This is a genomic window from Xanthomonas sp. 60, assembly GCF_011761925.1.
Genome location: NZ_JAASQW010000003.1, coordinates 444,354 through 463,348, shown reverse-complemented (window position 1 = coordinate 463,348; position 18,995 = coordinate 444,354). Strand labels below are relative to the sequence as shown.

The following is an 18,995-nucleotide window of genomic DNA, read 5'->3' as shown; positions in this document are numbered from 1 at the left end:
TCCCCTCATCCCCGCATCCGGCGCCCACCCGTGAATGACACCCTCCCGGTCCGCCCTGCGCGCGCGGAAACCCCGCCCGCCGACCTCTGGCAGCGCTGGCTGCCCGCTTCCACCGCGGAGGCCGTCACGACGTCGCCGCCGTCCCTGCCCGCACACGTGCACGGAGCCGCTGTCGTGCCGGTGGCCGCGCCCACCCCCGCCGCGGAAGCGGCCAGCCGCGCCAACGGCGCGCCGGTGGCCGGCGACGCCCCCTACCGCGTACTGGTCGTGGAGGCTGACCGGACGCAGGCGCTGTTCGCGCAGAGCGTGCTGCACGGCGCCGGCATGCAGGCCGACATCGTCGGCGATGCCGAGAGCGTGGCGGCCGCCCTCGAGACGCTGGCGCCGGATCTGCTGTTGATGGACCTGCACCTTCCGGGGCAGGACGGCATGCGCCTGACCGCACAATTGCGTGAACAGCCGGGCATGGAAATGCTGCCGATCGTCTTCCTCAGTGCGGACCCGGATCCGGAGCGTCGCTTCGAGGCGCTCGACAGCGGCGCTGACGACTACCTTGGCAAGCCGATCCGGCCGCGTCACCTGATCGCGGCGGTGTCCAACCGGATCCGCCGCGCGCGCGCCATGCAGGCCCGCTTCGATGGCCGTGCGACCGGGCCACTGCGCAGCAACCCGGAAACCGGCCTGGCCACGCGCCAGCATGTGCTGCAGCAGCTGGACGCAGCAGCGGCCAGTGGCCGTCCCGGTGGCCTGTTCTTCATCGAGATCGCCAGCGCGCTGGGCCTGCGCGAGCAGCATGGCCACGCCGCGTTCGAGCGGCTGATGATGCAGGCCGGACAACGCCTTGCACAGGCTGGTGCACCGCATCTGCTTGCACGCCTGAACGACAACAGCTTCCTGCTGCTCGCCCACGGGATCGATGAAGAAACGCTGGCGTCCATGGCGCATGCGCTGCGCGATGCGCTGTCGGCGCGGGCCTGCATGATCCGCGACGAAGAACCGGTGCATCTGCGCGGCACCGTCGGGTTCGCTCGCCTCTCGCCGCGCTTCGCCGACGCCGCAGCGGCGCTGGAGGCGGCCGAACGCACCGCCTTGCAGGCGCGGCTGCTCAGCGCGGGTGTGGCCGGCTTCGTGCCGCAGGAGGAGGCCGACGCCAACGAATCGCTGGCGATGCTGTCAGGCCAGGTGGAACTGGCGTACCAGCCGATCGTTGCCGTAGCCGGTGGCGGCGCGGCGCATTACCAGATGCTGCTGCGCCTGCGCCAGGCCGACGGCACGGTGCTGACGGCCGGGCAGGTCATCCCCGCTGCCGAGGCGGCCGGCCGCATCGCCGATCTCGACCAGCAGGTCGTCGATCATGCGCTGGGCCTGCTGGATCGTTACCGGCACGCCACGCCGCCACTGCACCTGTTCGTTTCCCTCTCGCTGCGCACGCTGGCGCGCGAGGTCTTCGCCGACTGGCTGCTGGATGCACTCCAGCAGCGCGATGTGCCGGGGGCGGCGCTGGTCATCGATGTGCGCCTGCCCGATGCGCTGCTGCACTCGGGATCGCTGCAGCATTGCGCGGCACGTCTCGGGCAGGCCGGCGTGCGCTTCTGCCTCAGCCAGTTCGAGCCGGGCGCGGAGGCCGACACGCTGCTGGCCACGCTGCCGCTCTCGTTCATCCGAATGGCCAGCCGTTTCTCCCACGACCACGGCGATCCGCAGACCCGCGACGCGCTGCGTGGTGCGATCGAACAGGCCCGCCGGGCCCGGCTGCAGATCATCGGCCAGCAGATCGAAGACCCGCAGGCGGCCGCCGCGATGTGGCTGGGCGGCGTGGACTACATCCAGGGCAACATGGTGCAGGCCGTGGGCGACCAGCTGGACTTCGACTTCCTCAACACGGTGCTCTGAGCGACCGTGGACCCGGCCCGGCGCCGATGGGGCGCCGGCCGCCTGGCAGCCCTCAGTCTTCCAGCTTGCTCAGCAGGTACTTCGGCTCGCCGATGCGCTCGATCAGTTCCAGCTGGGTTTCCAGCCAGTCGATGTGCTCTTCCTCCGAATCCAGGATCTTGATGAAGAGCTGGCGGCTGACGTAATCGCCAACCGAATCGGCGTGCGCCACGGCCTCGCGCAGCAGCACCACGCCCTCGCGCTCCAGTGCCAGATCGCACTGCAGGATCTCGGTGGGATTCTCGCCGATGCGCAGCTTGCCCAGCGCCTGGAAGTTCGGCAGGCCTTCGAGGAACAGGATGCGATCGGACAGCCAGTCGGCGTGCTTCATCTCATCGATCGATTCCTTGTACTCGTGCTCTGCAAGTTCCTTGATGCCCCAGTTCTTGAGCATCTTGGCATGCAGGAAGTACTGGTTGATCGCGGTCAGCTCGTTGTACAGGACCTTGTTGAGGTACTGGATGACCTGGGCGTCGCCTTTCATGGGGGGTGCTCCTGCACACTGAAAACGCCGTCACTGTAACGGCTTCCACGCAGGGATGAAGGAACGCGAATCGTGCTCAGTTGCGCGCTGGCCTGCGCCGGGTGGCAGACAGGCACTGCGGCGCTCAGGCCGCGCGCAGGCCCAGAACGGGGAGCGGCAGCGCCTGCGTCTCGCGCGCCTTGACCAGCAGGTCGGCCGCCATGTCCAGGCACGAGCCACACGTGGACCCGCAGCCGGTGCGCATCGTCAGCTCGCTGACCGTCGCGCAGCCTTCAACGGCCGCCTGACGGATCTGGTGATCGGTGACTCCATTGCAGATGCAGACGTACACGGTGGGCAAGGTCGCTGGCAGGCCCGGTTTGGCCTGCCGCTATTCCACGTCAAACGAGAATGGTTGTCAAACAAGAACCTGAACCATTCTCGGAAAGATTCATGGAACCCTCACCGGACCCAGCCGCGGGCGCTACGTCCCGGTCGGGTCCTTGCCGCTCTTCTTCGGCCAGTAGCCACCCGTGCGAGTGCGTTTGCGTGGCCGGTCATGCCCGGCGGCATGGCCGGGCATCCAGGCTTCCTGGGCCGTGCTTGGCATCGCCGCCACGCCCGGTCCGGCCACACCGCGCGCCATGGGCGCGAGATGGCGCAGCGCACGCGCATAGACGCCCCGCTTGAACATCACCACGTGCTCGACGGGATACCAGAAGTCCACCCAGCGCCAGTGGTCGAACTCGGGCGTCTCGGTATGGTCAAGCCGCACGTGCGACTCATCACCGGTCAGCCGCAGCAGGAACCACACCTGCTTCTGGCCGATGCAGACCTGGCGTTCGTTGCGGCGGATGGCCCGTGCCGGCAGCTTGTAACGCAGCCAACCGGGCGTCGCCCCGAGCACTTCAACGTGCTCGGGCAGCAGGCCCGTCTCTTCATGCAGTTCGCGATACATGGCCTCGACCGGCGTCTCATCGGTGTTCATGCCCCCCTGCGGGAACTGCCAGCCGTCCCGGCGCACGCGGCGTGCCCAGAACACCTGACCGTCGGGTCGCATGAGCACGATACCTACGTTCGGTCGATAGCCGTCCGGATCGATCACGATGCGGACTCCTAAAAATCTACTGGCTGGGACTATCCCATGCCACCCCGCCACCCACAAGCGGATTGAAAAGTGTTGACAGCGGAAGTACACATGCCCAGAATAGCCGGCTCACCAAGGCTATGTAGCTCAGCCGGTTAGAGCACAGCACTCATAATGCTGGGGTCGGTGGTTCGAGTCCACCCATAGCCACCACATCGAAAACGACGTTGGTTTTTTATGTGAAAAGTGAGACAATCGCAACACGTTTTGCCCCGTCGCCAAGCGGTAAGGCACCTGACTCTGACTCAGGCATTCGGTGGTTCGAATCCATCCGGGGCAGCCAAATTAAAAAGAAAAGGCCTGATCGAAAGATCGGGCCTTTTCTTTTTAATTTGGTCACGCATTCCACCTGATCCCCGCGCCTGTCTGCGCGCCCCTTTGAACATCAAGGGGGCCCTTCTCCAGAGAGGCGTCCAGAGTCGGCTCCTTTTCTGCATGACCCTATCTGACATGCAACGCCTCGGGTAGTGCCGCCCGCTGGCCGGCAACCAGGAAATGCGCAGCCCCAGAACGACAAAAGCCCGGCCGAAGCCGGGCTTTTGCTTTTCCATCCAGCGGGCTCCCGAAGAAGCCCAACCAGGCGCGGTAAATCAGCGCTTGGAGAACTGGGTGGCGCGACGTGCCTTGTGCAGACCGACCTTCTTACGCTCGACTTCACGGGCGTCACGGGTCATGAAGCCTGCCTTGCGCAGCTCGGACTTCAGGGTCTCGTCATACTCGATCAGCGCACGGGCGATGCCCAGACGGATCGCACCGGCCTGGCCGGTGGTGCCGCCGCCAGCGGCGGTGACCAGGATGTCGAAGCTTTCGGTGTTCTTGGTCAGCTCGAGCGGCTGGCGCACGATCATGCGCGCGGTCTCACGACCGAAGAACTCGTCCAGCGGACGACCATTGACGGTGATTTTGCCCGAACCCTTGCGCAGGAACACGCGAGCGGTGGAGGACTTGCGGCGGCCAGTGCCGTAGTTTTGAGTGATAGCCATGATTAGATATCCAGAACCTGCGGCTGCTGTGCGGCGTGCGGATGCTCAGTGCCGGCGTAGACCTTGAGCTTGCGGTACATCTGGCGACCCAGCGGTCCCTTCGGCAGCATGCCCTTGACGGCGATCTCGATCACGCGTTCCGGGTGGCGCTCCAGCGCCTGGGCCAGGGATTCGGTCTTCAGGTTGCCGATGTAACCGGTGAAACGGTGATACATCTTGTCCTGCAGCTTCTTGCCGGTGACGGCAATCTTTTCTGCATTGATGACGACCAGGTAGTCGCCGGTATCAACGTGCGGGGTGTAGACCGGCTTGTGCTTGCCACGCAGACGGCGGGCCAGCTCGGTGCAGAGACGGCCCAGGGTCTTGCCCTCGGCGTCGACGAGGTACCAGTCGCGCTGGACGGTCTCGTTCTTGGCGGTGAAAGTGCTCATTAAGAACTCTAGGTAGGTCGGGCTCATTGCGGCCGGGACGGCCGGAACTCTGCCACGCGTTGTGAAAGGTGAAACGCAAGAGGCGGGATTTTACCCACAACCGGCACTCGGCGCAAGTCGCGCCCGGCCGCCGGCTTGGCAGCAGCCGGCCGGAGGGCGAGAATCAGCAGTCCCCCGTCGTTACCGGCCACCCCATGACCGCGCTCCGCCAGACCACGCCGCTCGACCATCTGCTCACCGAGGCCCAGCGCGCCCTGGACACCGTGTTCGGCAATCCGCCCGCGGCCCGCCCCTACCCCGCAGCCGCCACGGACGAACCCGGCATGGACCGCCGCGAGCGCCGCCATGCGGCCGGACTGATGCGCATCAATCATGTCGGCGAAGTCTGCGCACAGGGGCTTTATTTCGGGCAGGCCGCCGTGGCACGCGACCCGGCCACGCGCGGCCACCTGCTCGAGGCCGCCCAGGAAGAAACCGATCACCTGGCCTGGTGCGCCACCCGGCTGGGCGAACTCGACAGCCGTCCCAGCCTGTTCAATCCCGTCTGGTATGCCGGCAGCTATGCCATCGGCACCCTGGCCGGCCTGCGCGGTGATGGCTGGAACCTGGGCTTCGTGGTGGAGACAGAGCGCCAGGTCGAAGCCCACCTCGACGAGCACCTGCAGACCCTGCCCCCGGCCGATCTGCGCAGCCGCGCGGTGATCGGGGTGATGAAGGACGATGAGGCCCGCCATGCCGAGCATGCCGAGCAGGCCGGTGCCCGCCGCCTGCCCTTCCCGATCCCCGGTGCGATGGCGCTGGCGTCGAAGGTCATGAAGACGATCGCTTACCGGTTGTGACGCGCGCCTGCCGGTGCCTACCTGCCACGACCCTGCCGCAGGTCAGCTCGGCGAGACGAGCTTCAGGCCGATCACACCGGCCACGATCAGCGCCACGCAGCCCAGCCGCGCGGGCGAGGCGCTGTCGTTGAACAGGAAGATCCCCAGTACCGCCACGCCCATCGCACCGATGCCGGTCCAGATGGCATAGGCGGTGCCTACCGGGATCACTTTCATCGCCTGGCTCATCAGGTACAGGCTGATCAGTGCGGCCACCACGGTGGCAAGCGTTGGCAGGGGCTTGCTGAAGCCGTTCGAATACTTCATTCCGATCGCGAAACCGATCTCGAAAATGCCGGCCAGCAGCAGATAGATCCAGGCCATGGGGGTGACTCCTCTACATCAACAGAAAAAACGAAACGGCCCGGTGTCTGCACACCGGGCCGTGGACTGTGCAGGCGACGCCCGGAGGGCGCCGCGCACGGGGATTACTCGGACAGGTTGCGTCCGTGGAACAGTTCCTCGATCTCGCGCTTGAGCAGCGTTTCGATCTTCATGCGTTCCTTGAAGGAGATGTTCTTGGCCTTCTCTTCGAACAGGTACTGGTCCAGATCGAAGTCCTTCAGGTGCATCTTCGTGTGGAAGATGTTCTCCTGGTAGACATTCACATCGAACATCTCGTAACGCGACTTGATGTTCTTGGCCAGGAAGTTCTGGATCGAGTTGATCTTGTGGTCGATGTAATGCTTCTTGCCCTTCACATCGCGGGTGAAGCCACGCACCCGGTAATCCATGATCACGATGTCCGATTCCAGGCTCTCGATCAGGTAGTTCAGCGCCTTCAGCGGCGAAATGACACCGCAGGTGGCCACATCGATATCGGCGCGGAAGGTGGCGATGCCTTCCTGCGGGTGCGTTTCCGGATAGGTGTGCACCGTGATGTGCGACTTGTCCATGTGCGCGACCACGGCATCGGAGATCAGCTCCTTGCCGGCCTGCTTCTTGTCGATCACCGGCTCTTCGGAGATCAGGATCGTCACCGACGCACCCTGCGGATCGTAGTCCTGGCGCGCGATGTTGAGGATGTTGGCACCGATGATCTCGGCGACGTCCGTGAGAATCTGAGTCAGCCTGTCGGCGTTGTACTCTTCATCGATGTAATCAATGTAACGCTGGCGCTCCTCTTCGGTGCGGGCGTAGCACACATCATAGATGTTGAAGCTCAGCGCCTTGGTGAGGTTGTTGAAACCTTGCAACCTCAGGCGAGGCAACGGCTTGACCACGGCGGTCGATCCTGTAAGAGAGGGGAAAGGAACAATTATGAGGCAAACGGCCGCTCAGGGGTAATGTGAACGCGTTGCCGGATCTGGCACGCTGTTTGCTCTTAACATTTGTGCTCCGCTAAGCTCAGCGCACAGTCGCAAATCCGTTCGTGCGCAGAGGGAGCGCTCCCACGTGTCAACAGTACGCCTTGCTTCCAGTCCGCTGGCTTTGGACATCGCTACCATCGACCGCTTCCTGGCCCACAGCCATCGGCGCCGTTACCCTGCCCGCACGGACATTTTCCGGCCCGGAGACCCGGCCGGCACGCTCTACTACGTGATCAGCGGCTCGGTCTCCATCATTGCCGAGGAGGACGATGATCGGGAACTGGTGCTCGGCTACTTCGGTGCCGGCGAGTTCGTCGGCGAGATGGGCCTGTTCGTCGAGTCCGAGCGCCGCGAGGTGATCCTGCGCACCCGGGTCACCTGCGAGCTGGCCGAGATCAGCTACGAGCGGCTGCACCAGCTGTTCCTCGGCCCCCTGTCCACCGATGCCCCGCGCCTGCTCTACGCGCTGGGCCAGCAGATCTCCAAGCGGCTGCTCGACACCAGCCGCAAGGCCAGCCGGCTGGCGTTCCTGGATGTCACCGACCGCATCGTGCGCACCCTGCACGACCTGGCCGAGGAGCCGGAAGCCATGACCCATCCCCAGGGCAGCCAGCTGCGCGTCTCGCGGCAGGAGCTGGCGCGGCTGGTCGGCTGCTCGCGCGAGATGGCCGGGCGCGTACTCAAGAAGCTGCAGGTCGATGGCCTGCTGCATGCCCGCGGCAAGACGGTGGTGCTGTACGGCACGCGCTGACGCAACGCCGTCGGCCTGTTGCCCTCGCATGGCGCGCACGGACGCATCGGCTAGGCTGCGCGCATGGAACTGAGCAGTGAATTCTGGTGGTTCATCCTCATCGGCCTCAGCGCCCAGCTGGTCGACGGCGCGCTGGGGATGGCCTTCGGCCTGGTGTCATCCTCGGTGATGCTCAGCATGGGCCTGCCGCCGGCGCAGGTGAGTGCCAGCGTGCACACCGCCGAGGTCTTCACCACCGGTGCCTCCGGGGTGTCCCATCTTGCGGCGGGCAACGTGGACCGCCGGCTGTTCGTGCGGCTGGCCATCCCCGGGGCGATCGGCGGCGCGATTGGCGCATATGGCCTGACCCAGTTGCCGGCCGACCTCATCCGGCCATTGATCTATTTGTACCTTCTGGCGCTTGCGATTGTCATTCTCTTGCGCGCGGCGGGCCGCCTCACGCCCAAGGGCGAAGTCCGGCGGGTGCCGTTGCTGGGCGCCGTGGCGGGTTTCCTGGATGCCTCGGGAGGCGGTGGGTGGGGTCCGGTGGCCACCTCCACGCTGCTGGCGGGCGGCGCCAAGGCGCGCACGACCATCGGCACCGTCAATGCGGCCGAGTTCGTGGTGACGCTCACGGTCTCGGCGACGTTCCTGATGACGCTGGGCCTGCACCACCTGCAGATCGTGGCCGGCCTGCTGATCGGCGGCATGCTGGCCGCACCGCTCGCGGCCGTGCTGGTCAAGCGGGTGAAGGAGCGCTGGGTGCTGGTCGCCGTGGGCCTGCTGGTGCTGGCGATCAGCCTGTACCAGATCGGACTGTCGGCGCTGGGGCTGTTTGCCGGCTGAAGGAGCTGGGTGAGGCCGAGGGCCGGCACCGGTTGCTCGGCCGTGTCGTTGCCGGGCAGCGCCCTGCGCCCCACCGCTTCCGTTTCATCATGCCGGCGCGTCAGGGCCGGCTGGTTCACGGGTCAGGCTTTTTCGCCGCCGCGGTCTTCGCAACCCCAGTTGAGGATCCGCGTGCCCGCTGGCAGGACACGCCGGAACAGGGCCACCGCGCCGTGCTTGGGATTGACCACCACCGGCGCGCGGGCCGCTTGCAGGAGAGGCAGGTCGGCGGTGCTGTCCGAATAGGCAACGGCGATATCACCATAGCCGCGCTCGCGCAGCATGCGCATCTTCTCTTCGTTGTGGCAGTGCCGGGTGGCGCCAACGGCGCCAAAGCGCGGGCCCACCTGGCTGCCGATCACCGGCACGTCCTGATGGGCGACGAACGCCAGGATGGCGCGCGCCAGCTCCGGTGGCGCGCCCGTAGCCACGACCACGCGGTCACCTTTGGCCCGATGCTCGGCGAATACGGTCAGCGCATGCGGCAACAGTTTCGCGCGCAGGGTCGCTTCGTGCCTGAGCACGTACGCATCGATGACCCGGTTGAACTCACGCGCGCGGTGCATGCCGAACGTCGCGATCCAGACATAGATCGAGATCCCGGCGCGACGCGTCGGCAGCATCGCCACCAGCGGACCGGCCACCGGCGTCACCAGCAGGGCCGCCAGCAACCGCAGCGGGTTGCCCTTGATCAGCGTGGCGAACAGGTGGCTGCCGGAATCGCCGTCGTACAGGGTGTGGTCGAAATCGAACACCACCAGCGGCGCGTCATCGTGCGGGGTCGGATAGGGCGTGCTCATGTCGCAAAGAATAGCTGACGCAGCCCCTCACCGGGTTCTTCCACCCGCATGAACGCCTCGCCGACGAGGAAGCTGTTGATGCCTGCCTCGCGCATCAGTGCCACGTCCTGCACGCCCAGGATTCCGCTTTCGGTCACCAGCAGGCGGTCCTTGGGCACCGCGTGGCGCATCGCCAGCGTGGTCTGCAGGGAGACGTCGAAGGTGCGCAGGTTGCGGTTGTTGATACCGATCATGGGTGCCGGCACCTGCAGCGCGCGCTCGAGCTCATCGATATCGTGCACTTCCACCAGCACGTCCATGCCCAGGCCAAGGGCCAGTTCGGACAGCTCGGCCAGCTGGGTGTCTTCCAGCGCCGCCACGATCAGCAGGATGCAATCGGCGCCCAGTACACGCGCTTCGACCACCTGGTAGGGATCGATCACGAAATCCTTGCGCACCACCGGCAGCGTGCACGCCTCGCGCGCCTGCTGCAGGTAAGCGTCACTGCCCTGGAAGAAATCGACATCGGTCAGCACCGACAGGCAGCTGGCGCCGCCGAACTCGTAGCTCACCGCGATGTCGGCGGGGCGGAAATCGGGGCGGATCACGCCCTTGGACGGGCTGGCCTTCTTCACCTCGGCGATCACCGCCGGATCGCCGTTGGCGATCGCCGCCTGCAGCGCACGCACGAACCCCCGCACCGGGGGCGCTTCGGGCAGGCGCGCGCGCAGCTGCTCCAGTGGCACGGCGGCACGGCGCGCGGCCACTTCTTCGGCCTTGCGGGCCAGGATGGTCTGCAGGATGTCGCTCATCATGCTCACTAGAAAGGGACGAAGGGGATCAGGTCGTTTGCTGCGGTCGGTGTCGCGCCGTGCGTGTCAGCCTGCCAGCACGCGGGTGATGTCCACGTACTGCTGCAGCCGCGCGCGGGCGCTGCCATCGGCAATCACGGCCCGTGCGCGCGCCACGCCATCAGCGATGTCGTTGGCCACGCCGGCCACGTAAAGCGCCGCGCCGGCATTGAGCACCACGATGTCCAACGCAGGACCAGGCTGGTTGTCCAGCACCGAACGCAGCAGTTCGATGGAGTGCTCGGGACCGTCCACGCGCAGGTTGCGGCTGGCGGACATGGCGATACCGAAATCCTCCGGGTGGATCTCGTACTCACGCACCCTGCCATCGCGCAGTTCACCCACCAGGGTACCGGCGCCGAGGGAAATCTCGTCCATGTTGTCACGGCCCCAGACCACCATGGCACGCGCGGTGCCCAGCTCGCGCAGAACGCGCGCCTGGATGCCGACCAGGTCCGGGTGGAACACCCCCATCAGCACCGCCGGCGCGCTGGCCGGGTTGGTGAGCGGGCCGAGGATGTTGAAGATGGTGCGCACGCCCATCTCCCGCCGCACCGGTGCGATGACCTTCATCGCCGGATGGTGGATGGGCGCGAACATGAAACCGATCCCGGTCTGCGCGATGGCCTGCGCGACCTGTTCGGGCTGCAGCTCGATCACCGCACCGAGGGCCTCCACCGCATCGGCGCTGCCGGATTTCGAGGACACGCTGCGGTTGCCATGCTTGGCCACGCGCGCACCTGCCGCGGCAGCGACGAACATGGCGCAGGTGGAGATGTTGAAGGTGTGCGAACCATCGCCACCGGTACCCACGATATCCACCAGGTGCGTGGTATCGGCCACCGGCACGGGACGTGCGAACTCGCGCATCACCGTGGCAGCGGCGGCGATCTCATCGACCGTTTCCTTCTTGACCCGCAGGCCGGTCAGGATCGCTGCGCTCATCATCGGCGAGACGTCGCCGCGCATGATCTGGCGCATCAGGTCGATCATCTCCTCGAAGAAGATCTCGCGGTGTTCGATGGTGCGTTGCAGGGCTTCCTGGGGGGAGAAGCTCATCGGATTGCTCCTTGGTGCATCGCGCGGCTCAGCGCTGCAGGAAGTTCTGCAGCAGCGCGTGGCCGTGCTCGGTGAGGATCGATTCGGGATGGAACTGCACGCCTTCGACGGGGAACTCGCGGTGGCGCAGGCCCATGATTTCCTCGACGCTGCCATCTGCGTTCTCGGTCCACGCCGTGACGTCCAGGCAGTCCGGCAGGCGCGTCTTGTCCACCACCAGCGAATGGTAGCGGGTGGCCTGGTAACGGTCCGGCAGCCCGGCGAACACGCCCTTGCCTTCATGCCGGATCGGTGAGGTCTTGCCGTGCATGATGTTGCCCGCGCGGATCACCGTACCGCCGTAGACCTGCCCGATGCCCTGGTGACCGAGGCACACGCCGAGGATCGGCGTGGTCGGCCCCAGCCGTTCGATCAGCGCCAGTGAGACGCCGGCTTCGTTGGGCGTGCAAGGGCCCGGGGAAATCACGATGCGTTCGGGTCGCTGCGCGGCGATCTCATCGACCGTCATCGCATCGTTGCGCACCACCTTCACCTCGGCCCCCAGCGTCTGCAGGTACTGCACGAGGTTGTAGGTGAAGCTGTCGTAGTTGTCGATCATCCACAACATGGGAATCAGGTTCCGTCGCTTATCAGGAAAATGGCGTAGACGTTTTCAGTCACGGTGATGGGGCCGGCCTCGACCGACTCGCGGGTGTACGCAGGCGCCGGGGCCGGCGCGTGGGTCACGTGGATAAGATCCACCGGGCGACCCTCGGCGACGTCCTGGGCGGTTGCGGGCCAGGTTCCGGCCTGCACGCCGTAGGCGAAACTCGGCGCTACATCGGAAATGCTGTACAGCCCGCGCACACGCGTGCCGTACGCCTGGGCCAGGCCCTGCGCGGAGCGGCGTGTCTGCGCCGCCGCCTCACCCTTGAGCACGCGGCGCAGTTCCATTTCCTTTGAATAGGACGGCGACAGGCTGCTCACCTGCACGTTTTCGTTTGCCTGCAGGGCACCGAGGAACGCCTGCATGTCGGCGATGCGCGCAAAGCTGCCACGCAGTTCGCGGCCGACCCGCGTACCGATGAAGGTCTGCCGGTTGTTCTGGTACTCGGTGGCCGGTGCGATCGCCAGGTTGTCCGCGCGCACGCTGCCGTCCACGGCGTGGTGCGCCTTGAACAGGGCCAGCGCGCGGGCGACGTCCTGCTCGACCTTGCTGCGCGCAAGGTCCGCATCCCTGTCCACCCGATCCATCGCCAGCTGCAGCGTGAACCGGTCCGGCATCACCTCGCGCTGCGCCTGCCCCTTCACCAGCAGGTGCGGCTGCGAAGGAAGGGTGTTGGCCTGCGCCCAGGCCTGCGGCGCCAGCGGCGCCAGCAGCGATGACCACAGCAGAATGCTCGACAGCTTCATGCGGTATTCCTTGTCAGGGTGATGCAGGAAATGCCGCAGCGTCGGCCACGGCGCGGGAAACTCACAGGCCCTTGGCCGCCTGCGCGACGGCGCGGAACAGCGCCCGGCCCTTGTTCATGGTTTCGTCCCACTCTTTCTGCGGGTCCGAGTCGTACACGATGCCGGCACCGGCCTGTACATGCAGGCGGCCGTCCTTGATCACGGCGGTGCGGATCGCGATCGCGGTGTCCGCATCGCCGTGCCAGCCGATGTAGCCGATGCTGCCGGCGTAGACGTTGCGCTTGATCGGTTCCAGCTCACGGATCACTTCCAGCGCGCGGATCTTCGGTGCGCCGCTGACGGTGCCGGCGGGGAACGTGGCCCGCAGCACGTCGGCGTAGCTCAGGCCCGGCTGCAGCTGCCCGGTGACCTCGCTGACGATGTGCATGACGTGGCTGTAGCGTTCGATCACGAACTGCTCGCCCACCTCCACCGTGCCGGCCTTCGAGACGCGGCCGGCATCGTTGCGGCCCAGATCGATCAGCATCAGGTGTTCGGCGCGCTCCTTCGGATCGGCCAGCAGCTCGGCTTCCAGGGCCAGGTCGTCTTCCGGCGTGGCACCGCGCGGACGCGTCCCCGCGATCGGCCGCACGGTCACCTCGCCCACGCCCTCGGCCGTGTGCTGCAGGCGGACCAGGATCTCCGGCGAGGAGCCCACCACCTGCATATCGCCCACATCCAGGAAATACATGTACGGCGAGGGGTTCAGCGCCCGCAGCGCGCGGTAGACATCCACCGGGCGCGCCTTGAACGGCACGCTGAGGCGCTGGCTGAGCACCACCTGGAAGATGTCGCCGGAGCGGATGTAGTCCTTGCTCCGCTGCACGGCATCGATGAACCCTTCACGGGTGAAGCCGGAGACGAAGTCGCCTTCGTCCAGGACATCGCTGTGCAGCGGCGCGGGATAACCGGCCCCCGGCGCGCGCAGCTTGGCCACCAGTGCGTCCAGCCGCGCCTGCGCGTCCTCCCAGGCGTCGGCCTGGCGAGGATCGGCGTGCACGATCAGGTACAGGCGTCCCTTGAGGTTGTCGAACACCGCCAGTTCTTCCGAGTGCATCAGCAGGATGTCCGGTGTCCCGAGCTCATCACGGCCCGCCGGCGGGGCAAGGCGCGGTTCGATGTAGCCGATGCACTCGAAACCGAACCACCCCACCAGTCCGCCGGTGAAGCCGGGCAGGCCCTCGAGCCTGGGCACCGAATGCGCGCTGCGCAGTGCCTCCACTTCCGCGAAGGGATCGGCGACCTCCCGGGTCTCGAGGGTCACGCCGTTCTCGGCGACGCTCAGGGCGTGGCCGCGGAAGGTATACACCCGCTTTGCGGGCAGGCCGATGATGGAGTAGCGCCCGAAGCGCTCACCGCCTTCGACGGACTCGAACAGATAGGTATGCGGCCCGTCGGCAAGCTTCAGATAGACCGACAGCGGCGTGTCCAGGTCGGACAGCACTTCACGGACGACGGGGATGCGGGTGTGGCCTTCAGCAGCCTGCTGCTGGAACTGAGCGCGGGTATTCAACACGAATTTCCTTCCGGGATACGGCGTTTTCTGGGCGGACGACGGCAACGGGCCACCATCGCCAGCTACGGCGTGCGGAAGAAACGATTCGCGGGGTCGTCAGAATGGACACGCGTGGACTTTAGCAAGGCTTTGGCCACAGGGAAACCCGGGACGCGTTCACCCCATGGCGGGGGCGGGGGCGGCCTGGTCCTGCTGTGGTGGCTGCATCGCCGGCGCGCCCAGCGCGGGCTGCCACTGGCTGGCCGTGAGCGCCTCGATCCGGGCAGTGCTCTCGCTCAGCGGTGTGGACAGGCCTGTCATCACCTCCACGTGGGTACGGCGCTGGTGGACGTTGCTGAGATCGGCGGTGTCGACCGCGAACGCCCGTGCGCAATCATGGCTGAGCACGACGTGCGCAATGGATTTCAGGCCGTCCTGCCGGGCCTGTGCGGCAAGCGCTCCGGCCAGCTGGTCGCTGTACAGGTCCGGCGTCCGGTCATGGGCCGCATCCAGCCGGTGCACGCCGTTCTGCGCGCCCTTGAACAGGTGGAAATCCGGGTGGGCGGGATCGTTCAACAGAGGGCGCGCGGCGGTGATGGGCGCCTGCGCGCGCGCCTCCAGCAGCCGACGTGCCGCCGCCTCCTGTTTCTCGATCTCGGCATCCAGGCTGGGGATTACCGTATCGATCATTCCATGGCGCGCCGTCGCCTCGCCGAACGCGGCGCCGATGCTGCTCGAAAATCTGGCGGTGTGCACCAGATTCCGCAGGTTCTGCGGCATCGCCACGCTGGGGGTGTGGGTCACCGCGGCGGTGCCCAGGGCAGTACCGGCACCGCCCAGCGAGGCGAGCACGCCGGGCGCATGCGAGGTGACTGCGACGACCTGCCGTCCGCTCCAGTCAGTGGCCTGGTTCACCGTGGCGCCATACTGCGCATAGCCGTTGCGCAGGCCATCGGACGTCCACTGTGCCCCGGCCTTGATACGCGTTGCGACCTGCTCGCCGCCCTCACGGATGGCGGCGGCGTCACCCGTGGCCTGCCGGGTGGCCTGCTCGGCTTTCGCGCCGTGTTCGGCGTGGGACCGTGCGCCGACCTGGCGCACCCGCTCGGCCATTTCCTCCGCGCCCATCCACCCGACCACCTTGGCGCCCCAGTCGCCCAGCGTGCGGTCGCGGTAGCCCTCCACCCGATGCTTGATAGCCTCCACCTGACCCACCAGCTCGCGCCCCTGCGCGAGGACCGCCGCACCGTTCTGTGCGCCCACACTCAGGGTTGCACCGCCGAAATCGACCACGCTGCCGACCGCCCTGCCCTGCACCGTCGCGACCTGCTGGACGACGTCGCCGGCCACGTCCAGCCCTTTGCCACCCAAGGCCCCCATGCGCTCGATATGTTCACCGGCCAGCCGGCCACCGCGCATGCCATGCGCGCCTGCCACCAGTACTGTCGACAGCGGTCCGGCGAGCTCGGCCACCTGGCTGGGCGCGGCCACCTGCGCCCGGTCCACCACGTTGCCGTTGGCGTCGCGCGTCTTGGCGTCCAGCAGGATCTCCATCCTGCCGGCCGCGACCGGCACGTTGCGCAGCGCTTCATTGCCGGGCTTGGTCGCCAGTTGCTCAACGAACTGCGCGGCAGCGGTCTGCGCGCCCGGCGGCAGCATCTCGCGCATCGTCTCGGTGACCCGCGACTGCAGCAACGGCTCCCGCAGCAGCTTGCTGGTTTCGTTGGCGAGCAGGCCATAGCCCCTGCGCTGCTGCTCATTCAGCCGTTGCAGGCCAGCCTGCACATCGTTGAGCACCTCGCCACTGGTCTGGTAGGTGTGCACGGTCTGCTGCGGATTGAAGGTGGGCAGGCCGTTGTCCTTGGCGAACCGCGCCGGCGTATCAGGGTGGAGACCTGCGGCGTTGAACGTAGTGGCGCGCGCACCGGTGACGGCGGAGGCGGCAGACGCCATGCCGCCACCGAGGGAGTGGCCGGCGATTTCGAAGTTATTGCCAATCTTTCTGTTCAGTAGCACTCCCAATCTCATCGCGCGATCATAGTAATCGCTACGCATGCCGATGGCCTGCTGTCCGTTGTTGAGGAAGTCTTCACCTCCCGATTCCCGACGCCCGCTTGGAGCGCTGGAATCGACGATCTGGCCAGTCGAGCCCTTGAACACGACGACCGGCCTTGCGTTTTCGCCGATTACGCTTTTGTCAGGGATGTAGATCTCGGCCCGGAATCCGGAGTCTGGTGGCTGCAGAAGCATGCGAATATCAGCATCCGACATGCTGATCCCGGCAGCGCGCACTGCAGCCGCATCTGAGCTCGCACGAATCCAGCCTAGGGGCGGCTCACCTTCTCGCTTCGCCGAAAGGTAGACATCTGCTGCAAGGGTAGCCATCTCGCGTGCATGATAAGTTTCCTGGAGCCGGTCCGCCTTGTCGTCATTGCCGCTGTCGTGCAGCTGTTGCACGTCATGATTTTGTTTCTGGATGGCGCGGGCGCGCTCCTGGATATCAGAACCATTCATGGCGTTCTCCCTTGTGAAACGAATGCGCGGCGTCGATATCGACAGTTATCGAGTAGACAAGTAGGTTTTCAACCTTTCCTCTCGTATGATTTAAATCAGGAAACCCATGTCAAAGCAAATGCACGCGATGTCAATGAGAGCAGTTTTTTTTGTGACCTGGCTCACGGCCGTCATGCTTACTGGGTGCACTATCCCCTCGGCTCATGGCGCAGATCAATACTTCGAAGGAAAAGCGCTAGAGCTAGCCGTCGCGAGCGAGCGTGGGGACGCTGCCGAAATTCAACGCCTGATGAGAAAGGAGGGAGTGAATCCCGACGTCGAGTTCGCCAAACGCGACGGTATTCCATTGATTGCCTGGCCGCTGCGCGCGCGCAACGTGGCAGGCCTGCGGGCAATGCTGGAAAACGGCGCCGATCCGAACGCACGGCAGGTTCGTACCATTGACGGCAGACCGTTCAGATACAACAACGCGATGGTCTACGCCGTGCGCCTGGACGATCCCGCTTTCCTGCAACTGCTCCTTCAACATGGGGGAGACCCCAACACCCGCAGCGGCGGGGGGGAGTCCCTGCTGTTCCAGGCGTTCATCAGCGGCAATCAATGGAAAAACGTCCAGCAACTGGTTGAGGCGGGTGCAAAAATCAATGAGAGCAACCTGAGTGAATCTGACACGGTCTTGAGCTGGTACACAGGTCGCGGCGGGTTCGACTCTGCTTACTGGTTGCTGGAACACGGTGCGGACCCCACCGTGATGCTGAAGTCATCCGTCGGAAAGCCTGAAAGGATGTTCATCGCCGAAGATATCTACTGGGGCATCACCACGCCGGATCTGTTGCCCTGGCAGAAGAAGTGTCAGCAATGGCTGATTGCACGGAACATCCCACGCCCACCCATGCCGGAAGGCATCCGCCAGAAGCGTGAAGCATTCGGATTTCCTACGAAGGAAGAAGACATTCCGCTGCTGTGAGGCGGCCGGCCAAGGCCCAGCGCCCTGCCGCTTCCCTCACGGCGTCACACGCGACGCGCAGGCAGCAGCCGCCCTGCGCTCAACCGTCGCGCCGCCCCGTCAGGTCGAAGACGACGACAACAACGCGCAGTCCACCGGCAGGTGCATCCGTACGCGTCGCGGCACGCATTCGATACGGAAGTGCCGCGCTTCCACCGGTTCGCCGTCCAGGTTGAGCGTCAGCGGCTGTTCGGCGCGGATCTCCACACGCGTCAGGCGGGTACGGGTCGCGACATGTTCCAGCGCCGCCTCCTTGCCGCCTGTCACCAGCTGTCCCAGCATCGCCCCGACTTCTCCAGTCAGCTCGGGGATGAGGGTCACGTCCAGTTGGCCGTCATCGATCACCGCCTGGGGACACAACGCCTGGCCACCGCCGGCCTGGCGTCCGTTGCCGATACCGAGCGCGATGAACCCACCTTCCCAGTCGAACCCGGGCCCATGCACGCGCGCCAGGATCGGCTCGATGCGTCCGAGCTTGGCGATGCCGGTCAATACATAGGCCAGGCCGCCAAGCACTTTCTTCAGACCTTCGTCGGTCTCCACGGTGACCTGCGTGCCAAACCCGCCACTGGCGACGTTCGCGCACCACCATGTCTTGCCATCGGCGTCGATGCGCAGCAGGTCGATCGGGCGCGCCACACCGTCCGCGATCAGCGCCAGGGCATCTGCCGGCTCCTCGGGGAAGCCGCCGGCCGTCGCGAAGTCGTTGGCCGTGCCCAGTGGCAGCAGGGCCAGGGCGGGCAAGGCGTCGGCCGGCTCGTCACGGTGGGCCAGCGTCTCGGCGACCGCGCTCAGCGTGCCGTCACCGCCACCGGCGATGATCACATCCACGCCCGATTCAATGGCTTCTGCGACATAACGCTCGGCGTCACCGCCTTCCCAGGTGACGCGTACCTCAAGGTCGACGCCACGCTCGCGCCAGGCGTTGACCGCATCGCGCACTTCGGTATCGCCAGCCGACTTGCCATTGAGGATCAGACGCCAGCGCGAGGTACTCATGGGGTGTTCCGGAGTGCGGGTGGCACAGGCTAGCAGCGCCGCGTTCGGCCCCGGTGAACGCCCTGCCTGATCACCGCGGAGGGACCGCCAGCCCGCTCGCCG

Annotated in this window: 20 protein-coding genes and 2 tRNA genes; 7 read left to right on the top strand and 15 right to left on the bottom strand. The window is 66.0% G+C overall.

Features of this window, described 5'->3' with window-relative positions; genetic code table 11:
- Positions 1-30 precede the first annotated feature (30 nt).
- A complete protein-coding gene (locus tag FHY09_RS09045) occupies positions 31-1,893 on the top strand; it encodes an EAL domain-containing response regulator (RefSeq protein ID WP_166926299.1) in 1,863 nt (620 codons plus the stop codon).
- Between the two features lie 52 nt (positions 1,894-1,945).
- Here the strand turns inward: FHY09_RS09045 and bfr are convergent, their stop codons facing one another.
- The 3 genes from bfr to FHY09_RS09030 all read right to left on the bottom strand — a co-directional run bounded on the left by bfr (position 1,946) and on the right by FHY09_RS09030 (position 3,500).
- Positions 1,946-2,416, bottom strand: a complete 471-nt coding sequence (gene bfr, locus FHY09_RS09040; protein WP_166926297.1) for a bacterioferritin — start codon at positions 2,414-2,416, stop codon at positions 1,946-1,948.
- Positions 2,417-2,540: 124 nt separating this feature from the next.
- Positions 2,541-2,747 (bottom strand): (2Fe-2S)-binding protein, encoded by a 207-nt coding sequence (locus FHY09_RS09035; RefSeq protein ID WP_166926595.1) that lies wholly within the window; start codon positions 2,745-2,747, stop codon positions 2,541-2,543.
- A gap of 132 nt (positions 2,748-2,879) precedes the next feature.
- Positions 2,880-3,500 (bottom strand): RNA pyrophosphohydrolase, encoded by a 621-nt coding sequence (locus FHY09_RS09030; protein WP_166926295.1) that lies wholly within the window; start codon positions 3,498-3,500, stop codon positions 2,880-2,882.
- Between the two features lie 118 nt (positions 3,501-3,618).
- Between FHY09_RS09030 and FHY09_RS09025 the strand changes: the two genes are divergently transcribed.
- A tRNA-Met gene (locus tag FHY09_RS09025) sits at positions 3,619-3,695 on the top strand.
- Between the two features lie 55 nt (positions 3,696-3,750).
- A tRNA-Gln gene (locus FHY09_RS09020) sits at positions 3,751-3,825 on the top strand.
- Positions 3,826-4,132: 307 nt separating this feature from the next.
- On the opposite strand, the gene rpsI is transcribed toward FHY09_RS09020, so the two are convergent.
- Positions 4,133-4,525: a 30S ribosomal protein S9 gene (gene rpsI / locus FHY09_RS09015; RefSeq protein ID WP_166926293.1), complete on the bottom strand. Its 393-nt coding sequence runs from the start codon at positions 4,523-4,525 to the stop codon at positions 4,133-4,135.
- A gap of 2 nt (positions 4,526-4,527) precedes the next feature.
- Positions 4,528-4,956: a 50S ribosomal protein L13 gene (gene rplM, locus FHY09_RS09010; RefSeq protein WP_166926291.1), complete on the bottom strand. Its 429-nt coding sequence runs from the start codon at positions 4,954-4,956 to the stop codon at positions 4,528-4,530.
- 194 nt (positions 4,957-5,150) lie between these two features.
- Between rplM and coq7 the strand changes: the two genes are divergently transcribed.
- Positions 5,151-5,795, top strand: a complete 645-nt coding sequence (gene coq7, locus FHY09_RS09005; protein ID WP_166926289.1) for a 2-polyprenyl-3-methyl-6-methoxy-1,4-benzoquinone monooxygenase — start codon at positions 5,151-5,153, stop codon at positions 5,793-5,795.
- Between the two features lie 42 nt (positions 5,796-5,837).
- On the opposite strand, the gene FHY09_RS09000 is transcribed toward coq7, so the two are convergent.
- Together FHY09_RS09000 and speD are read right to left on the bottom strand one after the other, a co-directional pair.
- Positions 5,838-6,158 carry a DMT family transporter gene (locus FHY09_RS09000; protein WP_166926287.1) on the bottom strand — a complete coding sequence of 107 codons (321 nt, stop codon included), beginning with the start codon at positions 6,156-6,158 and terminating at the stop codon, positions 5,838-5,840.
- Between the two features lie 104 nt (positions 6,159-6,262).
- Complete coding sequence (gene speD, locus FHY09_RS08995; protein WP_166926285.1) at positions 6,263-7,057, bottom strand: adenosylmethionine decarboxylase; 795 nt, start codon at positions 7,055-7,057, stop codon at positions 6,263-6,265.
- Positions 7,058-7,229: 172 nt separating this feature from the next.
- On the opposite strand from speD, the gene crp reads away from it, so the two are divergent.
- The gene (gene crp, locus FHY09_RS08990; RefSeq protein ID WP_166926283.1) at positions 7,230-7,895 is read left to right on the top strand and encodes a cAMP-activated global transcriptional regulator CRP; all 666 of its coding nucleotides are present in this window, start codon (positions 7,230-7,232) and stop codon (positions 7,893-7,895) included.
- A gap of 63 nt (positions 7,896-7,958) precedes the next feature.
- Positions 7,959-8,720 (top strand): sulfite exporter TauE/SafE family protein, encoded by a 762-nt coding sequence (locus FHY09_RS08985; RefSeq protein WP_166926281.1) that lies wholly within the window; start codon positions 7,959-7,961, stop codon positions 8,718-8,720.
- A 122-nt stretch (positions 8,721-8,842) separates the two neighbouring features.
- Here the strand turns inward: FHY09_RS08985 and FHY09_RS08980 are convergent, their stop codons facing one another.
- The 7 genes from FHY09_RS08980 to FHY09_RS08950 form a co-directional block, all read right to left on the bottom strand.
- Positions 8,843-9,559, bottom strand: coding sequence for a haloacid dehalogenase-like hydrolase (locus FHY09_RS08980; protein WP_166926279.1), 717 nt, complete (start codon positions 9,557-9,559; stop codon positions 8,843-8,845).
- Positions 9,556-10,350, bottom strand: a complete 795-nt coding sequence (trpC, locus tag FHY09_RS08975; RefSeq protein WP_166926277.1) for an indole-3-glycerol phosphate synthase TrpC — start codon at positions 10,348-10,350, stop codon at positions 9,556-9,558. The genes FHY09_RS08980 and trpC overlap by 4 nt, the downstream gene beginning before the upstream one ends.
- Before the next feature lie 66 nt (positions 10,351-10,416).
- Positions 10,417-11,448: an anthranilate phosphoribosyltransferase gene (gene trpD, locus FHY09_RS08970; RefSeq protein ID WP_166926275.1), complete on the bottom strand. Its 1,032-nt coding sequence runs from the start codon at positions 11,446-11,448 to the stop codon at positions 10,417-10,419.
- Between the two features lie 28 nt (positions 11,449-11,476).
- On the bottom strand, positions 11,477-12,055 hold the full coding sequence (locus FHY09_RS08965) for an aminodeoxychorismate/anthranilate synthase component II (protein WP_166926273.1): 579 nt from the start codon (positions 12,053-12,055) through the stop codon (positions 11,477-11,479).
- A gap of 5 nt (positions 12,056-12,060) precedes the next feature.
- On the bottom strand, positions 12,061-12,840 hold the full coding sequence (locus FHY09_RS08960) for an SIMPL domain-containing protein (protein ID WP_166926271.1): 780 nt from the start codon (positions 12,838-12,840) through the stop codon (positions 12,061-12,063).
- A 61-nt stretch (positions 12,841-12,901) separates the two neighbouring features.
- Positions 12,902-14,392 (bottom strand): anthranilate synthase component I, encoded by a 1,491-nt coding sequence (gene trpE / locus FHY09_RS08955; RefSeq protein WP_166926270.1) that lies wholly within the window; start codon positions 14,390-14,392, stop codon positions 12,902-12,904.
- 159 nt (positions 14,393-14,551) lie between these two features.
- Positions 14,552-16,888 (bottom strand): XVIPCD domain-containing protein, encoded by a 2,337-nt coding sequence (locus FHY09_RS08950; RefSeq protein WP_166926269.1) that lies wholly within the window; start codon positions 16,886-16,888, stop codon positions 14,552-14,554.
- A 106-nt stretch (positions 16,889-16,994) separates the two neighbouring features.
- Between FHY09_RS08950 and FHY09_RS08945 the strand changes: the two genes are divergently transcribed.
- Positions 16,995-17,855 carry an ankyrin repeat domain-containing protein gene (locus FHY09_RS08945; RefSeq protein ID WP_456362753.1) on the top strand — a complete coding sequence of 287 codons (861 nt, stop codon included), beginning with the start codon at positions 16,995-16,997 and terminating at the stop codon, positions 17,853-17,855.
- A 99-nt stretch (positions 17,856-17,954) separates the two neighbouring features.
- Here FHY09_RS08945 and yegS read toward each other — a convergent pair whose 3' ends face one another.
- Positions 17,955-18,893, bottom strand: coding sequence for a lipid kinase YegS (gene yegS / locus FHY09_RS08940; RefSeq protein WP_166926268.1), 939 nt, complete (start codon positions 18,891-18,893; stop codon positions 17,955-17,957).
- Positions 18,894-18,995: the final 102 nt, after the last annotated feature.